At 67.3% G+C, this 22,635-nt stretch carries 23 protein-coding genes; 12 read left to right on the plus strand and 11 right to left on the minus strand.

What is annotated here, in order from left to right; translation table 11 throughout:
- The first annotated feature begins 5 nt into the window (after positions 1 to 5).
- From nuoN to ispF, 6 genes are read left to right on the plus strand one after another with little or no spacing between them, the layout of a single operon-like run.
- Entirely contained in the window at positions 6 to 1,508 is a 1,503-nt protein-coding gene (nuoN, locus tag LPB04_RS13340; RefSeq protein WP_193685053.1) for an NADH-quinone oxidoreductase subunit NuoN, read from the plus strand.
- 7 nt (positions 1,509 to 1,515) lie between these two features.
- Complete coding sequence (locus LPB04_RS13345) at positions 1,516 to 1,836, plus strand: DUF2818 family protein (protein WP_193685054.1); 321 nt, start codon at positions 1,516 to 1,518, stop codon at positions 1,834 to 1,836.
- Positions 1,837 to 1,867: 31 nt separating this feature from the next.
- Entirely contained in the window at positions 1,868 to 2,425 is a 558-nt protein-coding gene (locus tag LPB04_RS13350) for an NUDIX domain-containing protein (RefSeq protein WP_193685055.1), read from the plus strand.
- Positions 2,426 to 2,429: 4 nt separating this feature from the next.
- A complete protein-coding gene (locus LPB04_RS13355) occupies positions 2,430 to 3,122 on the plus strand; it encodes a hypothetical protein (protein ID WP_193685056.1) in 693 nt (230 codons plus the stop codon).
- A complete protein-coding gene (gene ispD / locus LPB04_RS13360; RefSeq protein WP_193685057.1) occupies positions 3,119 to 3,832 on the plus strand; it encodes a 2-C-methyl-D-erythritol 4-phosphate cytidylyltransferase in 714 nt (237 codons plus the stop codon). The genes LPB04_RS13355 and ispD overlap by 4 nt, the downstream gene beginning before the upstream one ends.
- A 7-nt stretch (positions 3,833 to 3,839) precedes the next feature.
- The gene (gene ispF / locus LPB04_RS13365; protein ID WP_193685058.1) at positions 3,840 to 4,349 is read left to right on the plus strand and encodes a 2-C-methyl-D-erythritol 2,4-cyclodiphosphate synthase; all 510 of its coding nucleotides are present in this window, start codon (positions 3,840 to 3,842) and stop codon (positions 4,347 to 4,349) included.
- An 82-nt stretch (positions 4,350 to 4,431) separates the two neighbouring features.
- On the opposite strand, the gene LPB04_RS13370 is transcribed toward ispF, so the two are convergent.
- The gene (locus tag LPB04_RS13370; RefSeq protein WP_193685059.1) at positions 4,432 to 4,662 is read right to left on the minus strand and encodes a hypothetical protein; all 231 of its coding nucleotides are present in this window, start codon (positions 4,660 to 4,662) and stop codon (positions 4,432 to 4,434) included.
- A gap of 378 nt (positions 4,663 to 5,040) precedes the next feature.
- Here LPB04_RS13370 and LPB04_RS13375 point away from each other — a divergent pair, with 378 nt between their 5' ends.
- The 4 genes from LPB04_RS13375 to LPB04_RS13390 all read left to right on the plus strand — a co-directional run bounded on the left by LPB04_RS13375 (position 5,041) and on the right by LPB04_RS13390 (position 8,107).
- Positions 5,041 to 6,291 carry an MFS transporter gene (locus LPB04_RS13375; RefSeq protein WP_407943902.1) on the plus strand — a complete coding sequence of 417 codons (1,251 nt, stop codon included), beginning with the start codon at positions 5,041 to 5,043 and terminating at the stop codon, positions 6,289 to 6,291.
- Positions 6,291 to 6,596, plus strand: a complete 306-nt coding sequence (locus LPB04_RS13380) for a hypothetical protein (protein ID WP_227496399.1) — start codon at positions 6,291 to 6,293, stop codon at positions 6,594 to 6,596. Before LPB04_RS13375 ends, LPB04_RS13380 begins: the two co-directional genes overlap by 1 nt.
- Before the next feature lie 77 nt (positions 6,597 to 6,673).
- Positions 6,674 to 7,228 (plus strand): NADPH-dependent FMN reductase, encoded by a 555-nt coding sequence (locus LPB04_RS13385; RefSeq protein ID WP_193685061.1) that lies wholly within the window; start codon positions 6,674 to 6,676, stop codon positions 7,226 to 7,228.
- A gap of 264 nt (positions 7,229 to 7,492) precedes the next feature.
- The gene (locus LPB04_RS13390; RefSeq protein ID WP_193685062.1) at positions 7,493 to 8,107 is read left to right on the plus strand and encodes a phasin family protein; all 615 of its coding nucleotides are present in this window, start codon (positions 7,493 to 7,495) and stop codon (positions 8,105 to 8,107) included.
- A gap of 85 nt (positions 8,108 to 8,192) precedes the next feature.
- Here LPB04_RS13390 and LPB04_RS13395 read toward each other — a convergent pair whose 3' ends face one another.
- The 3 genes from LPB04_RS13395 to ribA all read right to left on the minus strand — a co-directional run bounded on the left by LPB04_RS13395 (position 8,193) and on the right by ribA (position 11,363).
- Positions 8,193 to 9,158: an FHA domain-containing protein gene (locus LPB04_RS13395; protein ID WP_193685063.1), complete on the minus strand. Its 966-nt coding sequence runs from the start codon at positions 9,156 to 9,158 to the stop codon at positions 8,193 to 8,195.
- Between the two features lie 10 nt (positions 9,159 to 9,168).
- On the minus strand, positions 9,169 to 10,602 hold the full coding sequence (locus LPB04_RS13400) for a S1 family peptidase (protein WP_193685064.1): 1,434 nt from the start codon (positions 10,600 to 10,602) through the stop codon (positions 9,169 to 9,171).
- A gap of 110 nt (positions 10,603 to 10,712) precedes the next feature.
- Complete coding sequence (ribA, locus tag LPB04_RS13405) at positions 10,713 to 11,363, minus strand: GTP cyclohydrolase II (protein ID WP_193685065.1); 651 nt, start codon at positions 11,361 to 11,363, stop codon at positions 10,713 to 10,715.
- A 133-nt stretch (positions 11,364 to 11,496) separates the two neighbouring features.
- Here ribA and LPB04_RS13410 point away from each other — a divergent pair, with 133 nt between their 5' ends.
- Positions 11,497 to 13,815 (plus strand): ATP-binding protein, encoded by a 2,319-nt coding sequence (locus LPB04_RS13410; protein WP_193685066.1) that lies wholly within the window; start codon positions 11,497 to 11,499, stop codon positions 13,813 to 13,815.
- A 20-nt stretch (positions 13,816 to 13,835) separates the two neighbouring features.
- On the opposite strand, the gene LPB04_RS13415 is transcribed toward LPB04_RS13410, so the two are convergent.
- From LPB04_RS13415 to LPB04_RS13435, 5 genes are all read right to left on the minus strand, one after another.
- Positions 13,836 to 15,497 (minus strand): hypothetical protein, encoded by a 1,662-nt coding sequence (locus tag LPB04_RS13415; protein WP_193685067.1) that lies wholly within the window; start codon positions 15,495 to 15,497, stop codon positions 13,836 to 13,838.
- A complete protein-coding gene (locus tag LPB04_RS13420) occupies positions 15,494 to 16,927 on the minus strand; it encodes a glycosyltransferase family 2 protein (protein WP_193685068.1) in 1,434 nt (477 codons plus the stop codon). The genes LPB04_RS13415 and LPB04_RS13420 overlap by 4 nt, the downstream gene beginning before the upstream one ends.
- Positions 16,924 to 17,976, minus strand: coding sequence for a HEAT repeat domain-containing protein (locus LPB04_RS13425; RefSeq protein WP_193685069.1), 1,053 nt, complete (start codon positions 17,974 to 17,976; stop codon positions 16,924 to 16,926). The genes LPB04_RS13420 and LPB04_RS13425 overlap by 4 nt, the downstream gene beginning before the upstream one ends.
- Positions 17,977 to 17,996: 20 nt before the next feature.
- Positions 17,997 to 18,392 (minus strand): response regulator transcription factor, encoded by a 396-nt coding sequence (locus tag LPB04_RS13430; RefSeq protein ID WP_193685070.1) that lies wholly within the window; start codon positions 18,390 to 18,392, stop codon positions 17,997 to 17,999.
- A gap of 145 nt (positions 18,393 to 18,537) precedes the next feature.
- Positions 18,538 to 18,753: a DUF3820 family protein gene (locus LPB04_RS13435; protein ID WP_193685071.1), complete on the minus strand. Its 216-nt coding sequence runs from the start codon at positions 18,751 to 18,753 to the stop codon at positions 18,538 to 18,540.
- A 61-nt stretch (positions 18,754 to 18,814) separates the two neighbouring features.
- On the opposite strand from LPB04_RS13435, the gene LPB04_RS13440 reads away from it, so the two are divergent.
- Positions 18,815 to 19,234 (plus strand): DUF1810 domain-containing protein, encoded by a 420-nt coding sequence (locus LPB04_RS13440; protein WP_193685072.1) that lies wholly within the window; start codon positions 18,815 to 18,817, stop codon positions 19,232 to 19,234.
- Between the two features lie 43 nt (positions 19,235 to 19,277).
- Here the strand turns inward: LPB04_RS13440 and LPB04_RS13445 are convergent, their stop codons facing one another.
- Both LPB04_RS13445 and LPB04_RS13450 read right to left on the minus strand, forming a co-directional pair.
- On the minus strand, positions 19,278 to 20,621 hold the full coding sequence (locus LPB04_RS13445; protein ID WP_193685073.1) for an ATP-binding protein: 1,344 nt from the start codon (positions 20,619 to 20,621) through the stop codon (positions 19,278 to 19,280).
- A 131-nt stretch (positions 20,622 to 20,752) separates the two neighbouring features.
- The gene (locus LPB04_RS13450; protein ID WP_193685074.1) at positions 20,753 to 22,405 is read right to left on the minus strand and encodes a phosphoethanolamine transferase; all 1,653 of its coding nucleotides are present in this window, start codon (positions 22,403 to 22,405) and stop codon (positions 20,753 to 20,755) included.
- Between the last annotated feature and the right edge of the window lie 230 nt (positions 22,406 to 22,635).

The following is a 22,635-nucleotide window of genomic DNA, read 5'->3' on the forward strand; positions in this document are numbered from 1 at the left end:
ACGCCATGAATAACACTTTATTGCCGGCTATCGACACCAACCTGGTGCCGGTCTACGCCGAAGTATTTCTCCTGATCGCGGCTTCCGCGATCCTGCTGATCGACATGTATCTGAAGGGCACGCGCCGCAACGTGACCTATTACCTGTCGCTGCTGACCGTGGCGGGCTGCGCGGTCATCACCGGTTCGGATTTCGTCAACGGCGCCACCGTCTACACCTTCAACGGCATGTACGTGGCCGATCCGATGTCGGACCTGCTGAAGCTGTTCACCTACCTCGCGGTCGGTATCACGCTCGTGTATTCGCGCCAGTACGCCACGGATCGCGGCATGCTCTCGGGTAACCTGGGCGGCGAGTTCTATGTGCTCGCGCTGTTCTCGATGCTGGGCCAGATGATCATGATCTCCGGTAACAGCATGCTGTCGATCTACCTGGGCCTGGAACTGATGTCGCTGTCGCTGTACGCGCTGGTGGCCCTGCGCCGTGACCACGCGACCTCGACCGAAGCGTCGATGAAATACTTCATCCTCGGTTCGCTGGCCTCGGGCTTCATGCTCTACGGTATCTCGATGATCTACGGCGCCACCGGTGCTCTGAACCTGCCGCAAATCGCCGCCGCCGCCTCGACCGGCGCGAACAGCACGATCCTCGTGTTCGGCCTGGTGTTCCTGGTGGCCGGCATGGCCTTCAAGCTGGGCGCGGTGCCCTTCCACATGTGGGTGCCGGACGTCTACCAGGGTTCCCCGACGGCAGTGACCCTGCTGCTGGGCGGTGCGCCGAAGCTCGCTTCGTTCGCCATGGTGATCCGCATCCTGGTCGAAGGCCTGGGCAGTTTCGCCTACGACTGGCAGCAGATGCTGCTGGTGCTGGCCGTGCTGTCGCTGGCCATCGGTAACCTGACCGCAATCGCCCAGACCAACATCAAGCGCATGCTGGCGTACTCGACCATTGCACAGATGGGCTTCGTGCTGCTGGGCATGCTGGCCGGCGTGGTCGGCGACGACCGTTCGAACATGGGCGCCGCCTACAGCTCGGCGATGTACTACTCGATCACCTATGTGCTGACGACCCTGGGCAGTTTCGGCCTGATCATGATGCTGGCGCGTTCGGGCTTCGAAGCCGAGCAGATCGCCGACTTCAAGGGCCTGGGCCGCCGCGCGCCATGGTTCGCGGTCGTCATGACGATCCTGATGTTCTCGCTGGCCGGCGTGCCGCCGATGATGGGCTTCATGGCCAAGTGGGCAGTGCTGCAGGCCATCGCGAATACCGGCGCCGTCTGGCTGGCGGTGGTCGCGGTGATGTTCTCGCTGATCGGCGCGTTCTACTACCTGCGCATCGTCAAGACGATCTGGTTCGACGAAGCCGCCGATACCAGTGCGATCGCCACCCCGTTCGACATGCGTGTCGTGCTGTCGGTGAACGGTATCGCCGTTGTCCTGCTGGGCCTGATGCCGGGTACGCTGCTGGCGGTCTGCCTGCACGCGATGCAGCTGACCCTCAAGTCCTGATCGACTGATGGACGTCTCGTTCGCAAGCTGGATCGTGGTTGCCGTCGCGTTCATCGCGGCCAACCTTCCGTTTGCGAACGAGCGCGTGTTCGGCTTCGTTTCCCTGAAGCCAGCGCAAACCGGTCAAGCGCGCACCAAGCCCTTCCTTGCGCGCCTGCTCGAGCTCCTTGTTCTATACTTCCTCGTCGGCCTCGTCGGCTACCTGCTGGAATCCCGCATCGGCAATGTGTTTGCCCAGGGCTGGGAATTCTATGCGGTTACCGGCTGCCTGTTCCTCGTGCTGGCGTTTCCGGGATTCGTTGTAAGGTACCTGCGTAAGCGCCGCTGATTGTCCGATCAACGCTCTACACAGGAGTCCCATGGATTCGCATCTGAAGGAAATCCGCCTCGACGGCGAAGTTGCCTACGACGGCAAGTTCCTCAAAGTCTCGCGCGACCGCATTCAACTGCCTGACGGCAGCATCTCGCACCGCGAATACATCCGCCATCCAGGCGCGGTCGTGATCCTGCCGCTGCTGGACGACGGCCGCGTGCTGCTCGAACGCCAGTTCCGCTATCCGAACGACCGCGTCTTCGTCGAATTCCCGGCCGGTAAAATCGATCCGGGCGAAGACCATCTCGCCTGCGCCAAGCGCGAACTGGAAGAGGAAACGGGCTATACGGCGACCGACTGGCGCTTCGTCTGCACCATCCACAATGCGATCGCGTATTCGGACGAACACCTGGAACTGTACCTGGCACGCGGCCTCACGGCCGGCGAAGCGAAGCTGGACGAAGGCGAGTTCCTCGAAACCTTCACCGCCACCGTGCCGGAACTGATGGAGATGGTGAAGGCGGGGCAGGTAACCGACGTAAAAACCATCATCGGCGCCTTCTGGCTCGAGAAGATCGTGGACGGGACCTGGTCGCCCGCCTGAAGCCATGAAATGGTTGTTTGCGCTGTCCTTGATGTTCTTCCTCGCCCCGGCGAGCGCGCGCACCGCCTTCCAGGCGCGCTGCGAGGACACGATCGGACAAAGCGTCTCGGTCATGCGCTCGAACCAGAACGGCTACCGGGTCGACAACAGCTATTCCTTCCACGGGCTCTCCGCCATGAAGGGCGAGCGCGCGCCCGGCAGTTATGTGCTGGGGCTGACCCGCACCGAATCCCGGGTCGGCGTCAAGGTCGAGGGCCGCATGCTCACCGACCCGGCCACGGGCTACGAATGCGTGGCGCCGCGGCTCGACATCAAGCTGAGCTACCTGCCCATCGTCGTGTACGTCGGGCGCGAGTTCGCCCCCGGCACCTGCTCCTACCGCGAAATTCTGGCGCACGAAATGCGCCATCTCGATGTCTACCTGAAGTACCTGCCGCAGGCCGAGAAGGTCGTCGGCGACGCGCTGGCGCGCCGCTTCCAGGGCAAGCCGCTGTACGCCCCGGCGGGCCAGGTACGCAATTTGTTGCAGCGCGAAGTCGACACCGGCTGGATGCCGTTCATCAAAAACGAGATGGCGAAAGTGGAGCGTTTACAGGCCGCAATCGACACGCCGCAAGAGTACGCGCGTCTCGGCAAAGTTTGCGCAGGTGAGGTACAGTCTCTTATTAGACCGGCAAAGAGTAAACGAAGAACATGAATTCCCAGGCACCACGCTATTTCGCCCTGATCCCCGCCGCCGGCGTCGGGGCGCGCATGGCTGCGAGCGGACCGAAGCAATACCTGAAAATCGGCGGCAAGCCGATGCTGCGCCATGCCATCGATGCTTTCCTGTTCAGCGAACTGATCGCGCACACGTATGTCGTGGTCAGCGCGGACGACCCCATCATCGACAGCATCGTGCCCAGCCACGGCGTGACCGTACTGCGCTGCGGCGGCGCAACGCGCATGGAATCCGTGCGCAACGGCCTCGCGGCCCTGGCGCCGACGCTGCGCGAGAACGACTGGGTGCTGGTGCACGACGCCGCCCGCCCCGGCCTCGACGAAGCGCTGATCGAAAAGCTGATCACGACGACCGGCGAACACCCGGTCGGCGGCCTGCTGGCCCTGCCGGTGGTCGACACCGTCAAGCGCAGCATCGGCGGCGAACTCGGTACCCTCAGTACCGTTGCGCGCGAAGGCCTGTGGCTGGCCCAGACGCCGCAGATGTTTCGCTACAAGCTGCTGCGCGAGGCCCTGTCGGCCGCGCGCGACCCGAACCAGATCACCGACGACGCCTCCGCCGTCGAAGCACTCGGCCTGTCGCCGAAGCTCGTCGAAGGCCACCCGCGCAACATGAAGGTGACGCTGCCTTCGGACGTGCGCATCGCCGAAATGTACCTGGCCACGGCCCAACCCGAATTATTGTAAGCACACCATGGCACTCGCATCCTATAACCCGACCCCGCCATTTCGCATCGGCACCGGCTATGACTGCCACCGCCTGGTCGAAGGGCGCAAACTCATCGTCGGCGGCGTGACCATCCCGCATCGCCTGGGCCTGTTCGGCCACTCCGACGCCGACGTGCTGCTGCACGCGATCATCGACGCGCTGCTCGGCGCCGCCGCCCTGGGCGACATCGGCAAGCATTTCCCCGACACCGACCCGATGTTCGCCGGCGCCGACTCGCGCGTGTTGCTGCGCGAAGCGGCAACCCGCGTCGTCGCCACCGGCTACACGATCGGCAATGTCGACGCCACCATCATCGCCCAGCAACCGAAGATGGCGCCGCATATTCCGCACATGGTCTCGCGCATCGCCGAGGACCTGGGCGTGTCGCCGCAACAGGTCAACATCAAGGCCAAGACCAACGAAAAGCTCGGCTACCTGGGCCGGGAAGAGGGCATGGCGGCCGAAGCGGTGGCGATGCTGATCCGGGCAGCGTAAGCGCGCCGACCGGCGCCGGAATGTCCGGTACCTCGCTCCCCGCAGGTACGCGGTCGTTGCCGTGGGCCCGGTGCTGCGACACTCAATGCAGGAGTTTCGCAGCCGCAAACGCCAGCCCGGCAATGGCCGTGGCGGTGCCAAGAAACCACTTGATCAGCGTGGACTCAAGCTGCGCGACGTCGGCCTTTGTCGCCGAGTGGCTGGCAAGCCCGTCGGTCACGGTGTCGATCTTCGTCAGGCGCACATCCACGCAACGCAGGTCGCGGCGGCACTCGTCGGCAAATCCTTCCAGCCTTGCGATTCTTGGTTCCATGTTGTCATCGTCTCCGCGTCGTAAAGCGGTGTCAATCGGATCGCGCGGCGGACCACCTGGACCGGCATACGCGGAACCAGCCTGTGGTCTTCTCGTCACGGCTGCCTTTGTTGTCTGCTCGTGCATATGGGTGAAGCTTTCTTGTGAGATGGGCCGAGGGTGCCAATAGGGGGCTGGCCATCGGACGGCATGGCCGCTACGTATCGTTGGATCGCCCAGTTCCATTTTCGATCCCGCTATCCGTTTGTCCGATATCAGCACAGCCATACCGGACACCGGGCAGCCATAAGCAGGGGGCTCCAGCAAAGCCCGCGTTTCGTTGTTAAACTCTCATTCCAATCCGCATGCGTGTGCACGCGGCAAAAATAAAACGGGATGATGATGAACACCCACACCGAGATGTCGCCACGCGCCGCCTGGCTCCTGATCCTTGCCGCCAGCGCGATCCTCATGATTACGATGGGCGCGCGCCTGACGACCGGCCTGTTCCTGTCGCCGCTGAACACGGCCACCGGCCTGGGCGTGGCCTCGATCAGCTTCGCGCTGGCGATCGGCCAGTTCATGTGGGGTGCCTCGCAGCCGGTCTTCGGCGCCATTGCCGACAAGTACGGCCCGGCGCGCGTGATCGTGCTGGGCGCGCTGCTGCTGGCCGGCGGACTGGCGGCCACGCCCTTCGTCAGTTCCGAATGGGGCCTGCTGCTGACCATGGGCGTGCTCTCGGCCGCGGGCGCCGGGGCGGGCAGCTTCTCGATCCTGATCGGCGCCACCGCCCAGCGCCTGCCGCCCGCGCGCCGGCCCTTTGCATCCGGCTTCATCAATGCCGGCGGCTCCTTCGGCCAGTTCGTGTTCTCGCCGCTGATGCAATTCCTGATCGCCGGACCCGGCTGGATCATCGCCATGTTCACGATGGCGGCCACCACCTTGCTGACCATTCCGCTGGCCTGGCTGATGCGCGGCCGCAAGGCCACGCAGCCGACGGTGGCCGCGGCGGGGGCGGCCCCGGTCGTGGGCATCGGCCTGACCCAGCAGCTGCGCGAAGCGCTGCGCGACCGCAGTTACCTGTGCCTGCACGCCGGTTTCTTCACCTGCGGTTTCCATATCGCTTTCCTCGTGACCCACCTGCCGGGCGAAGTGGCGCTGTGCGGCCTGCCGGTCGGCGTGGCGGGCACGGCGCTGGGGCTGATCGGCCTGTTCAATATCGCCGGCAGCCTGAGTGCCGGCGCGCTGTCGACACGCTATCGCATGAAAAACCTGCTGGCCCTGATGTACTTCAGCCGTGCGCTGATCATCGCGGTCTACCTGATGGCGCCGAAGACCGCCTGGACTTTCTATATCCTCGCGGCCGCGCTCGGCTTTACCTGGCTGGCGACGGTGCCGCCTACCGCCGGCCTGGTCGGCAAACTGTTCGGCACGCGCTACCTGGCGACCCTGTTCGGCCTGACCCTGCTGTCGCACCAGATCGGCGGCTTCTTCGGCGCCTGGCTGGGCGGCCTGTCCTTTGTCCGGTTCGGCGACTACAGCTGGATGTGGTACGCCGACATCGCGCTGGCGCTCGCAGCCGCCCTGGTCAACCTGCCGATCCGCGAAGCGCCGGTGGTGCGCGCCGGCGCGCCGCTGGCGAAGGCCTGATGCGCGATCCCTGGGCCTACCGCGAGGTCGCCGTCCACTCGGTGCTCGACGCGCGCACCGGCCGCCTGCAGATCCGGCCGATGCCGGGCCAGGCCTTTGCGCCCTCGATGCGGGTGCAGTGCGCGCGCGCCCTGAGCGATCCGGCGCAGTACCCGGCCGGCACCCGTTTCCTGCTCAACGCCAAGCTGACCGACCGCCTCGGCGGCGAGCCCTTCCTGTTCGCCTGGCATGGCGATCCGGTGCAGGTGCTGAGCGCGGCGCAGGCCCGTAAATTCCTCGCAGCATTCCGGCGCGGCCGCATATGAGCGGGCCGGGCCGTGCGTACGTGATCAAGTGAAATTGGTTAACATCATGATTTTGTAAACAAGGAAGAGGGGATCGCATGGCATCGAAAAAAATTGCAATCGTGGTGGGCAGCCTGCGCATGGGTTCGTACAGCGGCAAGCTGGCCAAGGTGATGAGCCAGCTGGCGGAGGGCAAGCTCGACATGGAAGTGGTCGAGATCCGCGACCTGCCGCTGTATGACCAGGACATCGACACCGAGACCCCGCCGGCCGCCTACACGGCCTTCCGCGAGCGTATCCGCGCGGCGGACGGCGTCCTCTTCATCACCCCGGAATACAACCGCTCGATCCCGGGCGCGCTGAAGAACGCGATCGATGTCGGCTCGCGCCCCTACGGCAAGGCCGCCTGGAGCGGCAAGCCCTGCGCCATCGTCAGCCAGTCGCCGGGCGCGCTCGGCGGCTTCGGCGCCAACCACCACCTGCGCCAGACGCTGCCTTTCCTGAACATGCCTGCGATGCCGGCGCCGGAAGCCTATCTCGGCGGCATCGCCGACAAATTCGATGGCGAGCACCTGAAGGACGAGTCGCTGCGCGCCTTCCTGCAGACCTTCGTCGATACCTTCGCCGCCTGGGTCGAGCGTCACGCCGGCTGATCCCGGCCCACAGCCTTCACGGCCCCGTCGCCTGCGCAGTGCCGCGCAGGTGACGGGGCCGTTTTCATTTCTTCCCTCCAATTTCGCATCGGCGCACGTTTGACCGAGCGCAAACGGACGACGTCGTACTGCCCTAGCCTTGAGGCTTCGCGCGGAAGACGCCCACCCTGTTCCGGGATTGGGCGCCGCCGGCGATACCGGCGCGGGCCGATGGGCCGTGCGCCGGACTACTCCTATAACCACTACCCATGAATGAGGCAACGAATGTATCCATTTTCCCAATCGGTAACTCCGGCAGTGCGCACCCACCTGGACGCGCAGACCGCCTTCATGAACGACATGTCGAAATCGCTGTTCCAGTCCTTCCAGCAGATGTGCAACCTGAACATCCAGCTGGTCCAGACGATGCTTGAAGAAACGGCGCTGGCCAGCCAGCAGATCCTGACGGCCGACCGCCAGACCGAAGTACTGAGCGCGGCCGCATCGCGTGCCCAGCCTGCTACCGAAAAGCTGCGCGCCTACCAGCAGCACATCTCGCGCGTGGCGGCCGACGCCCAGGTCGAGCTCGCGCGCGTGACCGAACAGCACGTGCAGAACACGACCCGTACCGCGCGCGAGCTGGCCGACGAGGTGGCACGCAACGCCTCCGAAGAAACCCAGCGCGGCCTGCGCCAGGGCCAGGACACGCTGCAGCGTTTCGTCGATCCTTTCAGCACCGGCAACGGCCATGACCGCGCCAAGGGCAATGGCGGCGCGGGCGCCAGCATGCAAAGCAGCGGCGCCGGCGCCAGCATGCAAAGCAGCGGAGCAGGGGCAAGCCAGGGCGGAAGCAGCCAGCGTCCGGACACCCCGGCCGGGAAGGGCACGCCCGGGGCCTGACAGGTCCATGCCGGCTACGTGATGCGTCGCGGGCAGGAAAGGGCGGCAGCGGGGTCTGGCCAACTCCGCCGGCGGCCGGGTGAACTCATCCGGCCTCGCCGCCACCATCCCTGTCGCGCCGCTCGCGGTCCAGCTTTTCCTTCATCGCCGCCACGTCCGTCATGAATTCGTCCACGCTGGAATCGGGCGTGGCGCGCATCCCCGGCGGCAGCAGCACCGACATGTACAGTTCGTCGGCCAGGCGGCCATTGCGCTGCTCGTTGCTGATCAGGACCAGTCCCGAACCGAGCAGTGCCAGTGCCGCGCAGGTGAGGGCGTGGCGCCGGCGCGGCTCGGGCTTCACGGTCGCCAGGTGAAAATACACCATGCCCGCCACCAGCGCGATCGCGACATGCGAGCCGTAGCGGGTGAAGAGTTCGATCGAATACGCGTAACCAATGGCGCTCGAGACCAGCTGGTACAGCATCAGCGCCGCCACCCCGCAGCCGAAAATGAACAGGTGGCGGCCGAGCCGCGCATGGCGTCCGAACAGGCGGTTGCCGAAGGCCCACAGGCCGCTCCAGACCAGGCCGGCGCCCAGGCCGTAGGCCAGCGCCAGCAGGTAGCGGAACGGGCGATACGCCTGGGTATCGGCCAGCCACATCGTAAACAGCGCCACGATGGCGATGAGCAGGGTGCCCGCCATGCCGGGCAGCGCGCCTTCCCAGCCGTGCATGGTGCGGTCGCGCAGTTCGGCCGGCACCGGAAAATCGGCGGCGCGGATGCGCAGCGTGGTGTGTCCCAGCCGTACGACCGTATTGCCGCCGAGGGCGAGCCGCTCGCTGCGCTTGCCGGCATGGACCACGCCGTTGCGCGTGCCGAGATCGCGCAGCAGCAGGGCGCCGTCTTCACCGGCGTCGACCTGCGCGTGATGCGGGGCGGCATAGGGATCGTCGAGGATGTAATCGTTGTCGTAGCCGCGCCCGATACGGATCGGCAGTTTCTCCACACGATGGCGGTGCAGCACGTCGCCGTTGCGGGCGAGGGTTTCGATGAACCACGGCCCCTTCATACGGTATTACTCATAACTTTCCGCTGCGCCCGAGCGCGCTGAGGAAAGCGCGGGCCACGCGCATGCCGTTATCGTACGACACGCCCGACACGTCGAGCCGGCTTTGCAGGCTGGCCTGCGGATTGTCGGTGCTGGCGGTGAGCAGCGTGAAGTTGTACAGCCCCGGGAATTTGCGGTAGGCACGCACGCAGGTGACGGCGCGCAGCGGCAGCGTGTTCGAATGCACGAAACGTTCGCTGCAGCGCGGGCTGGTGAGGCGCACGTCGCGCGCTCGTCCCAGGCGGTCGACGCCGAACTGGCTGCTGGCCAGAGCCGCGAAGCGCAGCGGATGCAGGCTGGCCGAGCGCAGGTAGTGGTGGCTCATCGACACCTGGCCGGTCTGCTGGGTGTCCGATACATAGATGGCCGACTCCATCGCGCAACTGAGGGTGTCCGAGCTGAAGGAGGCCTCGGCCATGAAGTTCGAGCGGCCCCAGCAGCGTACCTGGCCGGATTCGCGCACCGGTACCCGGTAGGGACCCATGCTCTTGATCGAGAAGGGGGTGTCGAGCAGCCGCCCGACCATCGCGCGCTGGTGCGCCAGCAATTGCTCGGCAATGAGGGGATTGAAGTCCTTCGGGGCCGCCGGCTGGCTGGCCACCCGGCGCAGCAATTCCTGCGCATATTTCACCGGCACGAGGAAGCTGACCGCTTCGCCGTCGCGCCGTTTCGAGACATTGATCCCGGCGACGGTACCGCTCGCCGTCACGCTCGGTCCGCCGCTCATGCCCGAATTGATGGGGCCGCTGAAGATCAGCTGGTCGTAGAAGCTGCGGCTGACCACGCCGTTGTAGGCGCCTTCGGAAATGGCGAAGCCCAGGTCGAGCGGATTGCCGAGCGAGTACAGGTCCTGCCCCTGGATCAGCTTGACCGGCTTTTCCGGCACGATGAAGAAACCGCTGCCGTTGCGGCGCACGCGCAGCACGGCGAGATCGTGCAGCACGTCCACCGCCAGCAATTCGACCGGCCCCTGCTTGCCGTCGGTGTCGACGAACTCGCCCGCATACACCTCGGGATCGAGCGCCATCTGCGAGACCACGTGGTAATTCGTCAGCACCAGGTTGCTCGTTCCCACCATGAAGCCCGAGCCGACGGTGGACTGGGTGCGTCCGTTGCGCAATAGCATGCGGATCTGCAGCAGGTCGGCCTGGGCCGAGGAATACAGTTGCTGCGCCGCCGAGGAAGGCGGCGGCAGGGGCGTCGTGGTATCGAGTTCGCCGGGACCGGGGGCGCTCGGCGTGGTGCCGGGCGGCGTGGCCGGCGGCACGACCAGGGGCGGCACCGGGGCGGCCGTTGCCGGCGCTGGCGAGGTGGACTGGGAACGTGCTGCCGCGCGCTCGCCCGCCGGGGCGGCAAGGGCAGCGCCGAGACAGCAAGTCAACAGGAGACTGGCGGCAAGTTTCATGGCAGTGGCAAGGCGCAGGCGGCATCGCCCGGGCGATGCCGCCCTGCACAGTCAGCAGTCCGTATCAGAAGTCGGTACTGCTATCTTGCCACTAATTTGCGTGCAGAACCTTACAGTTCGCCATCCTCGGGAACCAGCGCGGCCTGGGGGCTCATCATGTGGCCCAGCTTGGCCTGCTTGGTGTCGAGGTAGCCGGTATTGAAGGCATTCCGGTTCACCAGCAGCGGTACCCGTTCCGTCACCTCGATGCCCAGGCGCGTCAGGGCGTCGATCTTGCGCGGGTTGTTGGTCATCAGCTTGACCTGCCTGATGCCGAACTGCTCCAGCATCGGCAGGCATAGTTCGTAGTTGCGGGCATCGGCGTGGAAACCGAGCTGCAGGTTCGCTTCGACCGTGTCGGCGCCGGCTTCCTGCAGGCGGTAGGCGCGGATTTTATTCACCAGGCCAATCCCGCGCCCTTCCTGGCGCAGGTAGAGGAGCACGCCGCGGCCTTCGGCGGCGATGCGTTTCAGGGCGCCCTCGAGCTGGGCGCCGCAATCGCAGCGCTGCGAGAACAGCACGTCGCCGGTCAGGCATTCCGAGTGGACGCGCGCCAGCACCGGCTCGCCGCTGTCGATATCGCCCAGCGCCATCGCCAGGTGTTCCTTGCCCGTCGAATGCTCGACGAAGGCGTGCAGCGTGAACTGGGCCCAGGGAGTGGGCAGCGCGCAGGACGTGACATAGTCGAGCAGGGGAGCGGCGGGCGTGGCGGTATTGGACATGCTGTTTCTGTTACGGTGGATGTAACCGGTAAGTATAAGAGAAATCGGCCGCGGCCGTGCATTCGATGGCGGCGCCGGCCTGCGGGCATCGTCCGCATGTTACTCTTGCACCAGAGTAAATCATCCGATGCCCATGGACCGTTCCCCGACCTCCCTTCCCGAACAGCAGAGCGCTCCCGCGCCCGTAAGCCGCAGGCCGGCACGGCGCGGCCTCGGTACCTGGCTGGCGCTGGCCTTCTCGCTGCTGTCGATCATCCTCACCGTGCTGATGGTCGAGGTGGTCGACGTGGCGGCCACCGGGCAAATCGAGACCAGCATCGGCAACGGCCTGCGCGAGCTGGCGGTGCAGGCCGCGGACAAGCTCGACCGCGGCATGTACACGCGCTACCGCGAGGTCAAGCTGCTGGCACAGCGGCGCGACCTGGCGCCAGGCAGTAACGCCCTGGCCGACCGCCGCGCCGTGCTCGACAGCATTCGCGAGTCCTACGGTTTCTACGACTGGATCGGCATGGCCGGCCTCGACGGACGGGTGCAGGTGGCCGCCGGCCGCCTGCTGGAGGGCGCGGATGTGTCGCAGCGGCCGTGGTTCCGCAACGCGCAGAAGGGCATCTACGTCGGCGACGTGCACGAGGCGCTGCTGCTGGCGAAACTGCTGCCGCGCCAGGACGGCGAACCGCGCCGTTTCGTCGACCTTGCCTTCCCCTACAAGGATGCGCAGGGCAAGACGCTGGGCGTGCTCGGCGCCCACCTGTCCTGGCAATGGGCGCGTTCGATCGAGCGCTCGGTGATCGCGCCGCTGGCCACGCGCGGCAAGGTCGACGCCCTGATCGTCGGCAGCAACGGCAGCGTGCTGCTCGGCCCCGCCGGCCTGCAGGGCAAGACGCTCGATCTCGCCAGCCTGCGCGCGGCCCAGCGCCAGGATGCCGGCTACCTGGTCGAGCGCTGGCCGGACGGCACCTCCTATCTCGTCGGCTTCAGCCGCAGCCACGGTTTCGAGGACTATCCGGGCCTCGGCTGGACCGTGCTGGTGCGCCAAGCCGAGCTGGAAGCCTACGCGCCCGCCAAGGCGCTGCGCCGGCGCGCCCTGGTCAGCGGGCTGGCGCTGGCGGCGCTGTTCTCGATCGTCGGCGTGGTGCTGGCGCGCTACATCACGCGCCCGCTCGGGCGGCTGGTGAGCGAGGCCGAGCGCATTCGCGGCGGCGAGAACGTGCAGCTGGCCTCGGGCGCGGGCAGCTATGTCGAGGTCGAGACGCTGTCGGCGACCCTGAACGCCCTGCTCAGCGACCTGCGCCGGCGCCGCCACGAACTGCGGGACGTGAACGCCAGCCTCGAGGCGCGGGTCGAGGACCGCACCCGCGAACTCGAACGCGCCCTGGTCGCGGTGCGCGCCAGCGAGCAGCGCATCGGTGCCATCGTCGAGGCGGCCCAGGATGCCTTCGTCGGGGTCGACATGCGCGGCCTGGTCACGGACTGGAACAGCGCCGCCGAGCGCATGTTCGGCTGGAAGCGTGCCGAGGTACTGGGCTGGCCGATGCCGGAACTGATCGTGCCCGAGCGCTTCCGCCCCAGCACCCATAAAGCCATCGAGATGGTGCGCGCCACCGGCTACAGCCCGCTGCTGGAGCGCCGCGTGGAGCGCGTGGTGATCGACCGCCAGGGCGTGGAGTTCCCGATCGAGATGACGGCGGGCCTGGCGCAAGGGGTCGAGGGCAGTTTCTTCGCCGTCTTCCTGCACGATATCTCCGAGCGCAGGAAAGTCGAGCAGCTGAAAAGCGAGTTCGTGGCCACCGTCTCGCACGAACTGCGCACGCCCCTGACCTCGATCCGCGCCTCGCTCTCGATGCTGGCCGACGGCATCGCCGGCGACCTGCCGCCCGATGTGGCGGGCCTGGTGCGGATTGCAAACGAAAGCTGCGAACGCCTGGTGCGCCTCGTGAACGACGTGCTCGACATCCAGAAGATCGAGGCCGGCGGCATGCACTTCGAGCGCCACGCCCAGCCGCTGCTGCCGGTGGCCGAACATGCGCTGGCCGGCATGCAGGCGTATGCCGATCAACTGGGCGTCAGGCTCCAGCTCGACTGCGAGGAGGCGGCGCGCGGCCTGTCGGCGACGATCGACCAGGACCGCCTGGTGCAAGTGTTGACGAACCTGCTGTCGAATGCGGTCAAGTTCTCGCCGCGCGGCGGGGCCGTGACGCTGGCGCTGTGCCGGCATGCGGACGGCGCACGCCTGTCGGTGCGCGACCAGGGCGCCGGCATCCCGCCGGCCTTCCGGCCGCGCGTGTTCCAGCGCTTCGCCCAGGCCGACGGCGCCGACACCCGCCAGAAGGGCGGCACGGGGCTGGGCCTGTCGATCAGCAAGAGCCTGGTCGAAGAACACGGGGGGCAGATCAGTTTCGAGACGCAGCAGGGGCAGGGCACCGTTTTCCACGTCGACCTGCCGCCGGCGTAACACCGAAGGCGCGCCTGAATCTAGCGCCAGCCGTGCAGGGCAACGCCGCCGAAACTGGGCCAGGCGGAAAAATCGCGTTCCAGCCCCGGCAGCAGCGTACGCAGGCGAGCGCGGTCCTTGTAAAAGCTGGTGGCGCCGCCGTCGAGCGTGCGTTCGCCGGAGAGGAGGAAGAGGGTGCCGGATGCTGTCTTCACCGGCTGGCGCAGCAGCACCAGCACCTGCGTATCGCCGGCGCGGGCCAGCAGCAGCGAACCCGCTTCGCCGGCGTCTGCCCGCACATAGCGCCGCTGCAGTTCCGGCGCCACGCGCCCCGCCTCCAGCGCGATGCGCACGCGCTTGCCGTGCAGCCGGCCCCAGTCGAGGAAGGGGACGGCGAAGCGGACGATCTGGTCCGGATCGGTACGGTAATCCATCACGGCCAGCCCGTCGGCGGTCGCGGCCAGGCCGTCCAGCAGCGTACGCTTGTCCGACCACCAGAAAGGCACGACGAATTCGAGCGGCATGCCGGCGGCCGCGGCGTGCAGCGCGCGGGCCATCGCCAGGTATTCGCGCTCGCGCGCGGCCGGATCGAGCACGGTGTCGTCCAGCAGGTAGGGTTCGACGTCGAACTGCATGGCGCGCAGCCGCTCCTCGGGCGCGGCGGCGCGGTTGTAGGCCGCATAGGCGCGGGCGCGGTCGACGGTGGCCGCACGCTGCGCGGGCAGCACCATGTGCGGATCGCCCTCGACGCTGGTCACCGCAATGCCGGCGCGGTGGGCGCGGCGCACGAAGGCGGCCAGCCTGCCTCGCTCGCGTACCGCCGGGCCGTCGAGCGGCACCACGATGAACAGTTCGCCGATCTTCTCGCGCCCGGCCCAGGCCAGCAGCGCGTCCGGCGCATCGCGCCACTGGGTGCGCTCCCAGATCCAGGCCGCGCGCGGCTGCGGCTCGCCGGCGACCGGTTCGAGCGCCAGGTGCTCGAGCGTGAGGGTGGCGGCGCCCGAGGGGCACAAGAGCACGAACTGGCGCCAGTCGGCACGCTCGAGGCGAGCAGGCAAGGCCAGCACCGTTTCGCGCCCTGTGGCGGCGAGCGCGCCGAGCGGGTACGACGCTTCGCGCGCCGCCGACGAATCGTCCGCTGCCTGCAGGGCGAAATCGCCGCTGGCGCTGTAGCGCGCCGCCAGGCGCAGGTCCGCCAGCGGCAGCTGCCACGGTCCGTCGATCAGCACGCCGGCGGCACGCTGACCAGGAGCGCACACCAGGCGCAGCTTGCCGTCCACGTGTTCGATGCGCACCCGCTCCTCGATCCCGAACGGCCGCACCCGCGCCTCTTTCAGCAGGTTGGCGTGCAGCGGCATCGAATGCCGTTTCGGTGCAGTGCCCGGGCGATCCGGCTGGGGCAGGTCGTGGTTCGCCGGCCGGAAGGGGACCTTGCCGGCCGCGCCGTAGAGCAGGATGGTGCGTGCCGGCGTGTCGCCGGCGGGCAGCGGGTACAGGCTGTCCACAAGGGCCGCGTCGAGCCCGAGGCCGGTGGCGCGGCAGCCGGGCAGCTGCGGCGCCGCGTTCGCGACCAGGACCGTGCCGTCGGGGAGGGTGGCACGCACGCCGTCCTGCGGCGCCCCCGCGGCCGGGCACAGGTGCAGGGTGCCGGCGTGGGCGGAGGATGACATCAGGATCGCCAGGGCCGCCAGCAGCCGTTTCATGCCGAAGGCGGAGGCACGCCGGCGGCTTCCTCGCCGATGCCCTTGCGCTTCATCGCGCCCCAGGTCGATTCCTTCCCGCGCGCCCAGCGCCACAGGCCGACCAGGCGCCACCAGGTATTCAGTTGCCGGTAGCCGAAGTTCTCGAGGATCACGACCAGTCCCAGCATCAACAGCTGCTTGCCGCGCGGGTAGAGGTGGAAGGACATCTCCTCCAGCAGCAGCCCCGAGGCCGACAGCAGGATGCCCAGCCCCAGCGCCACGAACAGGAAGGCGCCGAAGGCTTCCCACGAAATCGCGCCGGTGAGGAAGGCGAACACCATGAAGATATAGCCGCCCAGTTCGATCACCGGCCCGAGCCATTCAAAAAACAGCATGAACGGGAAGGCAACCCAGCCGGCCACGCCGCCGTTACGCGAACACATCAGGCCCCAGTTGGCGCTCAGGCTCTCGGCCAGGCCGCGCTGCCAGCGCACACGCTGGTTTTTCAGGGTCGCCAGGTCTTCCGGGGCCTCGGTCCAGCACACCGGATCGGGCACGAATTCGATGCGGTAGGGCTGGCGCTTTGCGCGCAGCGTGCGGTGCATGCGCACCACGAGTTCCATGTCTTCGCCGATGGTGTCGGGCCGGTAGCCGCCGGCCAGCACCACCGCGTCCTTGCGGAAGATGCCGAAGGCGCCGGAGATGATCAGCATGCCGTTCAGCGCCGACCAGCCGAGGCGCCCGAAGAGAAAGGCGCGCAGGTATTCGACGACCTGAAACAGCGCCAGCGGGCTGCGCGGCAGGCCGACTTTCGTCAGGAAACCGCCGGAGACCTCGCAGCCGTTGGCGACGCGCACCGTGCCGCCGGTGGCAACCATGGTCGGGTCGCGGAGAAAAGGTTCCGTCACCTTCGCCAGGCTGTCGCGCTGCAGGATCGAGTCGGCGTCGACGCCGCAGAACAGCGGATAGCGCGAGGCGTTGATGCCGGCGTTGAGCGAATCGGCCTTGCCGCCGTTGACCTTGTCGATCACGCGCACGTTCGGGTAGCGCGTCGAGCGGTAGATCTGGCGCACCTCTTTCGTCGGAATCGTGCGCCGGTAAGCTTCCGGGAAGGGCAGCAGCGCGAACTCGCGCTTCAGCACGTCCAGCGTAGCGTCCTTCGAGCCGTCGTTGATGATCACGATCTCGAATTCCGCATAGGTCAGCTGCAGCATCGAGCGGATCGAGGCGGCGATCGTCGCCTCTTCGTTATACGCCGGGACCAGGATGCTGACCGGCGGCTCCAGGCCGGAATAGGCGCGCGGCAGGTCGCCCAGGAACTGCTCCTGGCCGCGCTTGTGCAGGGCGCGCAGCGAGAACAGGTTCAGGAGCAGGTAGCCGCCGTTGAGCGCCACGAAAAAGCAGAGCACGAACCAGGTGACGAAGGTGATGACGACATGATAGGTATTCATACGGAAGCGCTTTCGGCCATCGCCTGCGACAGCATGTCGGCGGCGAAGCGGTCGGTGAGGGAAGCGCGCAAGGCCTCCAGGTCGGCGCGCGTGAGCGCCGGCAGTTCGAGCAGGGCCTCGGCGGCGCGGTAGCGCACCCACCATTCGCGGTCGCCGAGCAGCTGTACCAGGCGCTCGGCGTCGCCGCGTTCGCCGACCCGGCCCAGGGCGCGCGCGGCCTGCACCCGCACCTGCCAGTCCTCGTGCGCCAGCAGGGCGCGCACCTCCGGCAGGGTCTCGGGCGTACGCACGCCGCGCAGGCCGGCGATCACGACCGGCATCGACCCGCTGTCCAGGGCCGACTTCAGCACGCCGGCCGGCAGCGCCAGGTGCAGCGCCTCGGCGATGCGCAGCGCGCGCGGCAGCTTGTCTTCGCCCAGCTGCGGCAGCAGGCGCGTCAGCGCACGGGCCGCCGGTTCGGTCGCCTGCTGCAGGATGCCGGCCGCCAGCGACAGCGCCCATTCCTCGCGCGCGATAAAGAGCGGCACCATGTAGTCGCTTGCGGCCTGCGGGTCGATCCGCACCAGCGCCCACAAGGCCGTGAGCGACACCGTATTGTCCGGCTGTCCGGCCATGCGCAGCAGGCCGGGCCAGGCATCGAGGTCGTGCAGGTGGCCCAGCACCAGGGCCGAGAGCAGGCGCGCCGGACGGCTGCCGCGTCCCAGCAGGCCGCGCGCATAGGCGTCGATCCCGAGACGGCGCGCGACTTCGTTCAGCGCCTCGTTGGCTTCGCCGCGCAGCGAACCTTGCAGGTGCGCCCACAGGCGCAGGAAGGGCAGGCGTTCGCCGCGCCGCAGCGGGGGCAGGGTGGCCGGCATCTCGCCCACGATGGCGGCGTTGAGCAGCGGACGCCAGCGGCTCAGCGCACGCGCATCGCTGCGCTGGCGCCGGCGCAGCATCATGCGCATGGCGATGATCTGCAGGGCCAGCAGCAAGGTCAGGATCAGCGCCGCGAAGCCGGTCCAGATGGCTGCGGCGACGAAGGGGTCGGAATGGGGGACCAAGGTCAACTGGGCTGTCCTCGCGCCCGTCAGGCGCTGGGGCGGAGATAGCGGCGCACGCGTGCCAGCAGTTCCTGTGGCTGGAAGGGCTTGATGACGAAGTCGCTGGCGCCGGCGTCGAGCGCGCGCACGGTGTCGCGCTCGGTGTTCTTGGCGGTCAGCATCAGCACCGGCACATCGCGCCAGCTGTCCCTGGCCCGGATCTGCCCCACGATCTCGAAGCCGTCGACATACGGCAGCATCACGTCGAGCAGGACCAGGGCCGGCGGATTCGAGGTGGCGATGTGCTGCGACGCGGCGCGCCCGTCGGCCATGTGTACGACCTGGTAACCCTGCCGTTCCAGCATGAAGCGCAGGACCTGCGAAATATGTTCGTCGTCCTCGACGACGAGGACAGTGGGGACGGTGGCCGGATCTGGTTGCATGCAGTGTCGGTAAGGAGGGGATGAAGCCGATTATAGCCAAGCCCCGCGCCCGGGGCGCCATTCGATGTGGCCGGCGAGCGGGAGAAGGCCGGTCGAGGCCGCTGATCGTTGCTAAGAAGCAACGGTCAGGGGGCCAAGCCTGGCTTCAGCGCGCACCCCGCAGCGGATCGAGCAGGGCGCGCAGGTCGTTATGGTCGAGTTCGTACATCAGGGCCAGCAGCTCGCCCAGTTCGCCGCGCGGAAAGCCTTCGCGCGCAAACCAGCCCAGGTAATGGCCCGGCAGGTCGGCGATTTTCCGGCCTTCGTACTTCCCATACGGCATTTCGCGTGTCAGCAGCAGGAGCAGGTGTTCGGGTGTCATGGTGGCGCCACTTTAGCAAAAACGGCGAAAGAGGTAGCATAAGTATTCTTGGGAGATCGCCATGGACAATGAATTCAACCTCGACCGCTTCGTCAGCGCCCAGGATCCCGTGTATTCCGAAGTCCTGGCCGAGCTGCGCACGGGCAAAAAGCGCACCCACTGGATGTGGTTCGTCTTTCCCCAGATTGCCGGACTGGGCCAGAGCGAGATGGCGCGCACCTATGCGATCGGATCGGGCGACGAAGCCGCCGCCTACCTGGCGCATCCCGTGCTCGGGCCGCGCCTGCGCGAATGCGCGCGCCTCGTTGCATCGCACCGCGACAAGACGATAGGCGAGATCTTCGACAGTCCCGACGACCGCAAATTCCATTCCTCGATGACGCTGTTTAACGACGTCGCGCCCGACGAAGCCGTGTTCCAGACCTGTCTCGACCAGTTCTTCGACGGGCGGCCCGATAGCGCGACGCTCGACCGGCTCTAGAAAGACGCGGCGCGCTTTCGCAAGCCTGCACATGGGCCGGCGCCTACAGGCTCGCCTCTATGTGCAGAGGTAATTGCACAGTAAACACACTTCCTTTTCCTTCGCCGGCGCTGTCCACGGCCACGCTTCCCTTGTGCGCCTCGACCAGGTTGCGCACCAGGGCCAGGCCCAGTCCCAGGCCGCCGTCGGTGCGGTCCGACGACACTTCACCCTGCGCGTAGAGGTCGAACAGGCGCGGCATCAGCTCGGCTGTAATGCCCTTGCCGTTGTCCGCTACCAGCAGCACCGCCATCGGCCCGCGTTGTTCCAGCGCGATGCGGATGTGTCCGCCGCTTGCGGTGTAGCGTATGGCGTTGCCGAGGAGGTTGCTCAGCACCTGGATCAATCGCGTGCGGTCGCCCAGCACCAGCAAGGGGGCCGTCCCGAGCTGCTGTTCGATGCGGTGGTGTTTGCGGTCCGCCAGGGACTGCATCTGCTCGACGGCCGCGGCCACGATCGCGGCCAGTTCCACCGGGGCCTGCTCCAGCTGCACCAGGCCGCGGCTGACGCGCGAGACGTCCAGCAGGTCCTCTACCAGCCTGCTCATGTGCGCGACCTGGCGGCCGATCAGTTCACCCATCTGGTTGGCGCGCTCCGAACTCACGCCTGCCGGCTGGAGCAGGGTGGCGGCCATGCCGGCCGCCGACAGCGGGCCGCGCAGTTCGTGGCTGAGCGTGGCCAGGAACTCGTTCTTGCTGCGATCCGCCTGCTGCAATGCGACGGCTTTATCGTCGAGCAGATCGTAGAGCGCCTCGATGTTGCGATTTCGTTCCTCCAGGCGCGTCGTCACCAGCAGCAGCTCATCCTGCCGCGCCTGCAAGGCACTCAGGGCATCGGTCAGCTCACGGTTCTGGTGGCGTGCTTCCGACAAGGCCGCCTGGTCGGGCAGCGCCTCGAACTTCGCCACGACGGCGCGGAAGGTGTCGGCACCGATGAAGGGCGTGTGCACAAGGAAGGGCTTGCCGACGGTAATGCGGGTGCCGGCGGCGCTGCTGGCAATGTCGAAATCTTCCATCAGGCGCCGCGCCGACAGGATGCCCAGGCCCATGCCCGAGGTCGAACGGTACTTCCCCGCGAGGATCAGCTCGAGGTCGGCGATTCCGCTGCCCCGGTCTTCCAGGGTGATCAGCAGTTTTTGAGGCGCCACTGCGCCGCTGACCGCAAACGACACCGAGCCGGTACGCGCATAGTTATAGATGTTACGGGCCAGCTCGGACACGACGGTGCTGATGCGCGCCTGGTCGAGGGCGCCAAAGCCGCAGGCCTCCGCAATCTGACGCGCCCGCTGGCGCGCGGCAATAACGTCAAACTCGGTATTGACACCAAGGGACAGTATTTTTTCAATCATGCGGTATGGGTGGTTGCCTGGGAGGCTCTGCGAAGAGGAAGCCGTGAACCACGGGAAGGATAGTCGCAATGACTATTTCTGAACGGAATTATACTCGGTTCGGCAAGCTTGGTTGCCAGATTCTCCAGGCCTCAGGTCCCGAAATCGATCGTCAACGGCAAGCTGGGCGCCTGCCACCGATAACGCCCATCGAGCACGTCCCGTCCCGGATGCGCGCCGCGCCATTCGATGCCGAGCAGGCGCGCCAGGCTGAAACCGAACCAGTCGCCGCGCACCGGCGCCGTCAGGGCCTGGCCCGGCGCCGGGTCGGCGAAGGAACTCCACAGCATCAGCGGAATGCGGTAACCGTCGGGCGTGGTGGCGCTGTGGCCGGCGCGGTCGGTCGTGTGGCCGACCTCCTGGCCATGGTCCGACAGGAAGACCCAGGTCTGCCTGCCCGCCGCCTGGCGCGAGAGGTCGAGCGTGGCTGCTACCGTGCTGTCGTGGTAGCGCACGGCCGAATCGTAGTCGTTGCGCAGTTCGCGCAGCCAGGCCGGGCGGCCTTCGCTGCGCAGGCGCGCGTCGACGCGGTCGAGCGCGTGGGCGTAGGGGCTGGCGCCGTCCGGGTGGCGCATCCGGTAGTGCGGATGCAGGCCGAGCATGTGCAGGACGATCAGTTTGCGCGGCGCCGGGTCGGCCAGCGCGGCGCGTGCGGCCGGCAGCACCTGGCCGTCCAGCGCGCGCGAGCCGCGTCCCGGCATGTTGTTCAGGATTTGCACGCTGTCGGCCAGGCGCGCATGTTCCTGCTCGATCGCGAGGTCGTTGTGGTTGCTGATCCAGAAGGTGCGGTAGCCGGCGGCCCGCGCCAGCGCCAGCAGGTGCACGCGCGAATGCGCTTCCGGGGACCCGAAATAGAACAGGTTGCGCAGTGCCGGCACGGTCGAGGCATTCACCGACCAGGCGTGGCGGAACACCTGCAGCTGGCCGCCGAGCAGGCGCTGGCGCTCGGACAGGGCGGGCGAGGTGGCGCGCTGGTAGCCGTAGCTGCCGAGGTTACTGCGGTTCATGCTCTCGCTGATGACCAGCACCAGGGTGTCGGGACCGTTCTTCGACAGCGTCGGCGCGAGCGCCGTGGCGCTGGCCAGCAGTTCGCTGCGCTGGCGCCCGAGGCTGGCCCATTCCTGGCGCAATTGCGTCACGTCCTGCGACCACTGGGGCCAGAACAGCAGCGGATGATGGCGCCGCGTGGGCTTGCTGGCGAAGGCGCCGACGATCAGCGCCAGTATCAGCGCCGCAAGCACGATGGTCCAGCCGCGCGGCTCCGGCACGCGCGGCGGCGAACGCCACCAGCGCACCAGGCCCCAGGCCAGCAGCGTGCCGCACAAGAGGGCGAAGCCGGACCAGGCCAGCAGGTCGCGCCAGTACATGCTGACGAATTCCATCGACTCGTCGCCCGTGGTGTTGGCCACGGCGCTGAGCACCATCGAACTGTTGGGCAGCGCATCGTAGGCCGCGAGCAGGAAGCCGCGCACGGCGCCGTCGATCACGAAGGCCAGGCCGGCGGCGAAGCAGACGATGGCCTGCGCCAGGCGCCGTCCGCGCGTCGCGCAGGGCCACCACAGCCAGAACCAGATCGGCAGCGCCAGCACCAGCATCTGCCAGACGCGCGTGCCGTCGTGGCCGGCAAATATGGCGAAGCTCAGGGCGCAGATCGGCAGCAGGAGCGGCGCCAGACCGCGCAGCGCCGCCTGCGCGCGCAGGCGCGGCGTCGCGTGCACGACGCGTTCGTGGATGCAGGAAGTCATGGCCTGGGGCGTGCGGCTGAGGGTGCGCGGATCAGGCGAGTTTGCCGGCGCGGGAAGGCCGGCCGGGGAAGAGGTTGAGCAGGCGAACGTCGATGTGCTTCGATGGATTCATGCAGGCTTCTGTCTCTATGGTTGTAGCGTCGAACCGCAATACCAGCTTCCGGATTGAAAGATTGCATTGCAGGAACAAACTCACTTCGCGCCGGCAAGTGTATACGCTTGAGCTGTAT

Source organism: Massilia litorea (assembly GCF_015101885.1).
GTDB classification, from domain to species: Bacteria; Pseudomonadota; Gammaproteobacteria; order Burkholderiales; family Burkholderiaceae_D; genus Telluria; species Telluria litorea.

Excerpts from the sequence above, each read along its gene's own strand:
- nuoN (WP_193685053.1), top strand. The coding sequence starts at position 6 with ATGAATAACACTTTATTGCCGGCTATCGACACCAACCTGGTGCCGGTC.
- LPB04_RS13345 (WP_193685054.1), top strand. The coding sequence starts at position 1,516 with ATGGACGTCTCGTTCGCAAGCTGGATCGTGGTTGCCGTCGCGTTCATC.
- LPB04_RS13350 (WP_193685055.1), top strand. The coding sequence starts at position 1,868 with ATGGATTCGCATCTGAAGGAAATCCGCCTCGACGGCGAAGTTGCCTAC.
- LPB04_RS13355 (WP_193685056.1), top strand. The coding sequence starts at position 2,430 with ATGAAATGGTTGTTTGCGCTGTCCTTGATGTTCTTCCTCGCCCCGGCG.
- ispD (WP_193685057.1), top strand. The coding sequence starts at position 3,119 with ATGAATTCCCAGGCACCACGCTATTTCGCCCTGATCCCCGCCGCCGGC.
- ispF (WP_193685058.1), top strand. The coding sequence starts at position 3,840 with ATGGCACTCGCATCCTATAACCCGACCCCGCCATTTCGCATCGGCACC.
- LPB04_RS13370 (WP_193685059.1), bottom strand. The coding sequence starts at position 4,662 with ATGGAACCAAGAATCGCAAGGCTGGAAGGATTTGCCGACGAGTGCCGC.
- LPB04_RS13375 (WP_407943902.1), top strand. The coding sequence starts at position 5,041 with ATGATGAACACCCACACCGAGATGTCGCCACGCGCCGCCTGGCTCCTG.
- LPB04_RS13380 (WP_227496399.1), top strand. The coding sequence starts at position 6,291 with ATGCGCGATCCCTGGGCCTACCGCGAGGTCGCCGTCCACTCGGTGCTC.
- LPB04_RS13385 (WP_193685061.1), top strand. The coding sequence starts at position 6,674 with ATGGCATCGAAAAAAATTGCAATCGTGGTGGGCAGCCTGCGCATGGGT.
- LPB04_RS13390 (WP_193685062.1), top strand. The coding sequence starts at position 7,493 with ATGTATCCATTTTCCCAATCGGTAACTCCGGCAGTGCGCACCCACCTG.
- LPB04_RS13395 (WP_193685063.1), bottom strand. The coding sequence starts at position 9,158 with ATGAAGGGGCCGTGGTTCATCGAAACCCTCGCCCGCAACGGCGACGTG.
- LPB04_RS13400 (WP_193685064.1), bottom strand. The coding sequence starts at position 10,602 with ATGAAACTTGCCGCCAGTCTCCTGTTGACTTGCTGTCTCGGCGCTGCC.
- ribA (WP_193685065.1), bottom strand. The coding sequence starts at position 11,363 with ATGTCCAATACCGCCACGCCCGCCGCTCCCCTGCTCGACTATGTCACG.
- LPB04_RS13410 (WP_193685066.1), top strand. The coding sequence starts at position 11,497 with ATGGACCGTTCCCCGACCTCCCTTCCCGAACAGCAGAGCGCTCCCGCG.
- LPB04_RS13415 (WP_193685067.1), bottom strand. The coding sequence starts at position 15,497 with ATGAAACGGCTGCTGGCGGCCCTGGCGATCCTGATGTCATCCTCCGCC.
- LPB04_RS13420 (WP_193685068.1), bottom strand. The coding sequence starts at position 16,927 with ATGAATACCTATCATGTCGTCATCACCTTCGTCACCTGGTTCGTGCTC.
- LPB04_RS13430 (WP_193685070.1), bottom strand. The coding sequence starts at position 18,392 with ATGCAACCAGATCCGGCCACCGTCCCCACTGTCCTCGTCGTCGAGGAC.
- LPB04_RS13435 (WP_193685071.1), bottom strand. The coding sequence starts at position 18,753 with ATGACACCCGAACACCTGCTCCTGCTGCTGACACGCGAAATGCCGTAT.
- LPB04_RS13440 (WP_193685072.1), top strand. The coding sequence starts at position 18,815 with ATGGACAATGAATTCAACCTCGACCGCTTCGTCAGCGCCCAGGATCCC.
- LPB04_RS13445 (WP_193685073.1), bottom strand. The coding sequence starts at position 20,621 with ATGATTGAAAAAATACTGTCCCTTGGTGTCAATACCGAGTTTGACGTT.
- LPB04_RS13450 (WP_193685074.1), bottom strand. The coding sequence starts at position 22,405 with ATGACTTCCTGCATCCACGAACGCGTCGTGCACGCGACGCCGCGCCTG.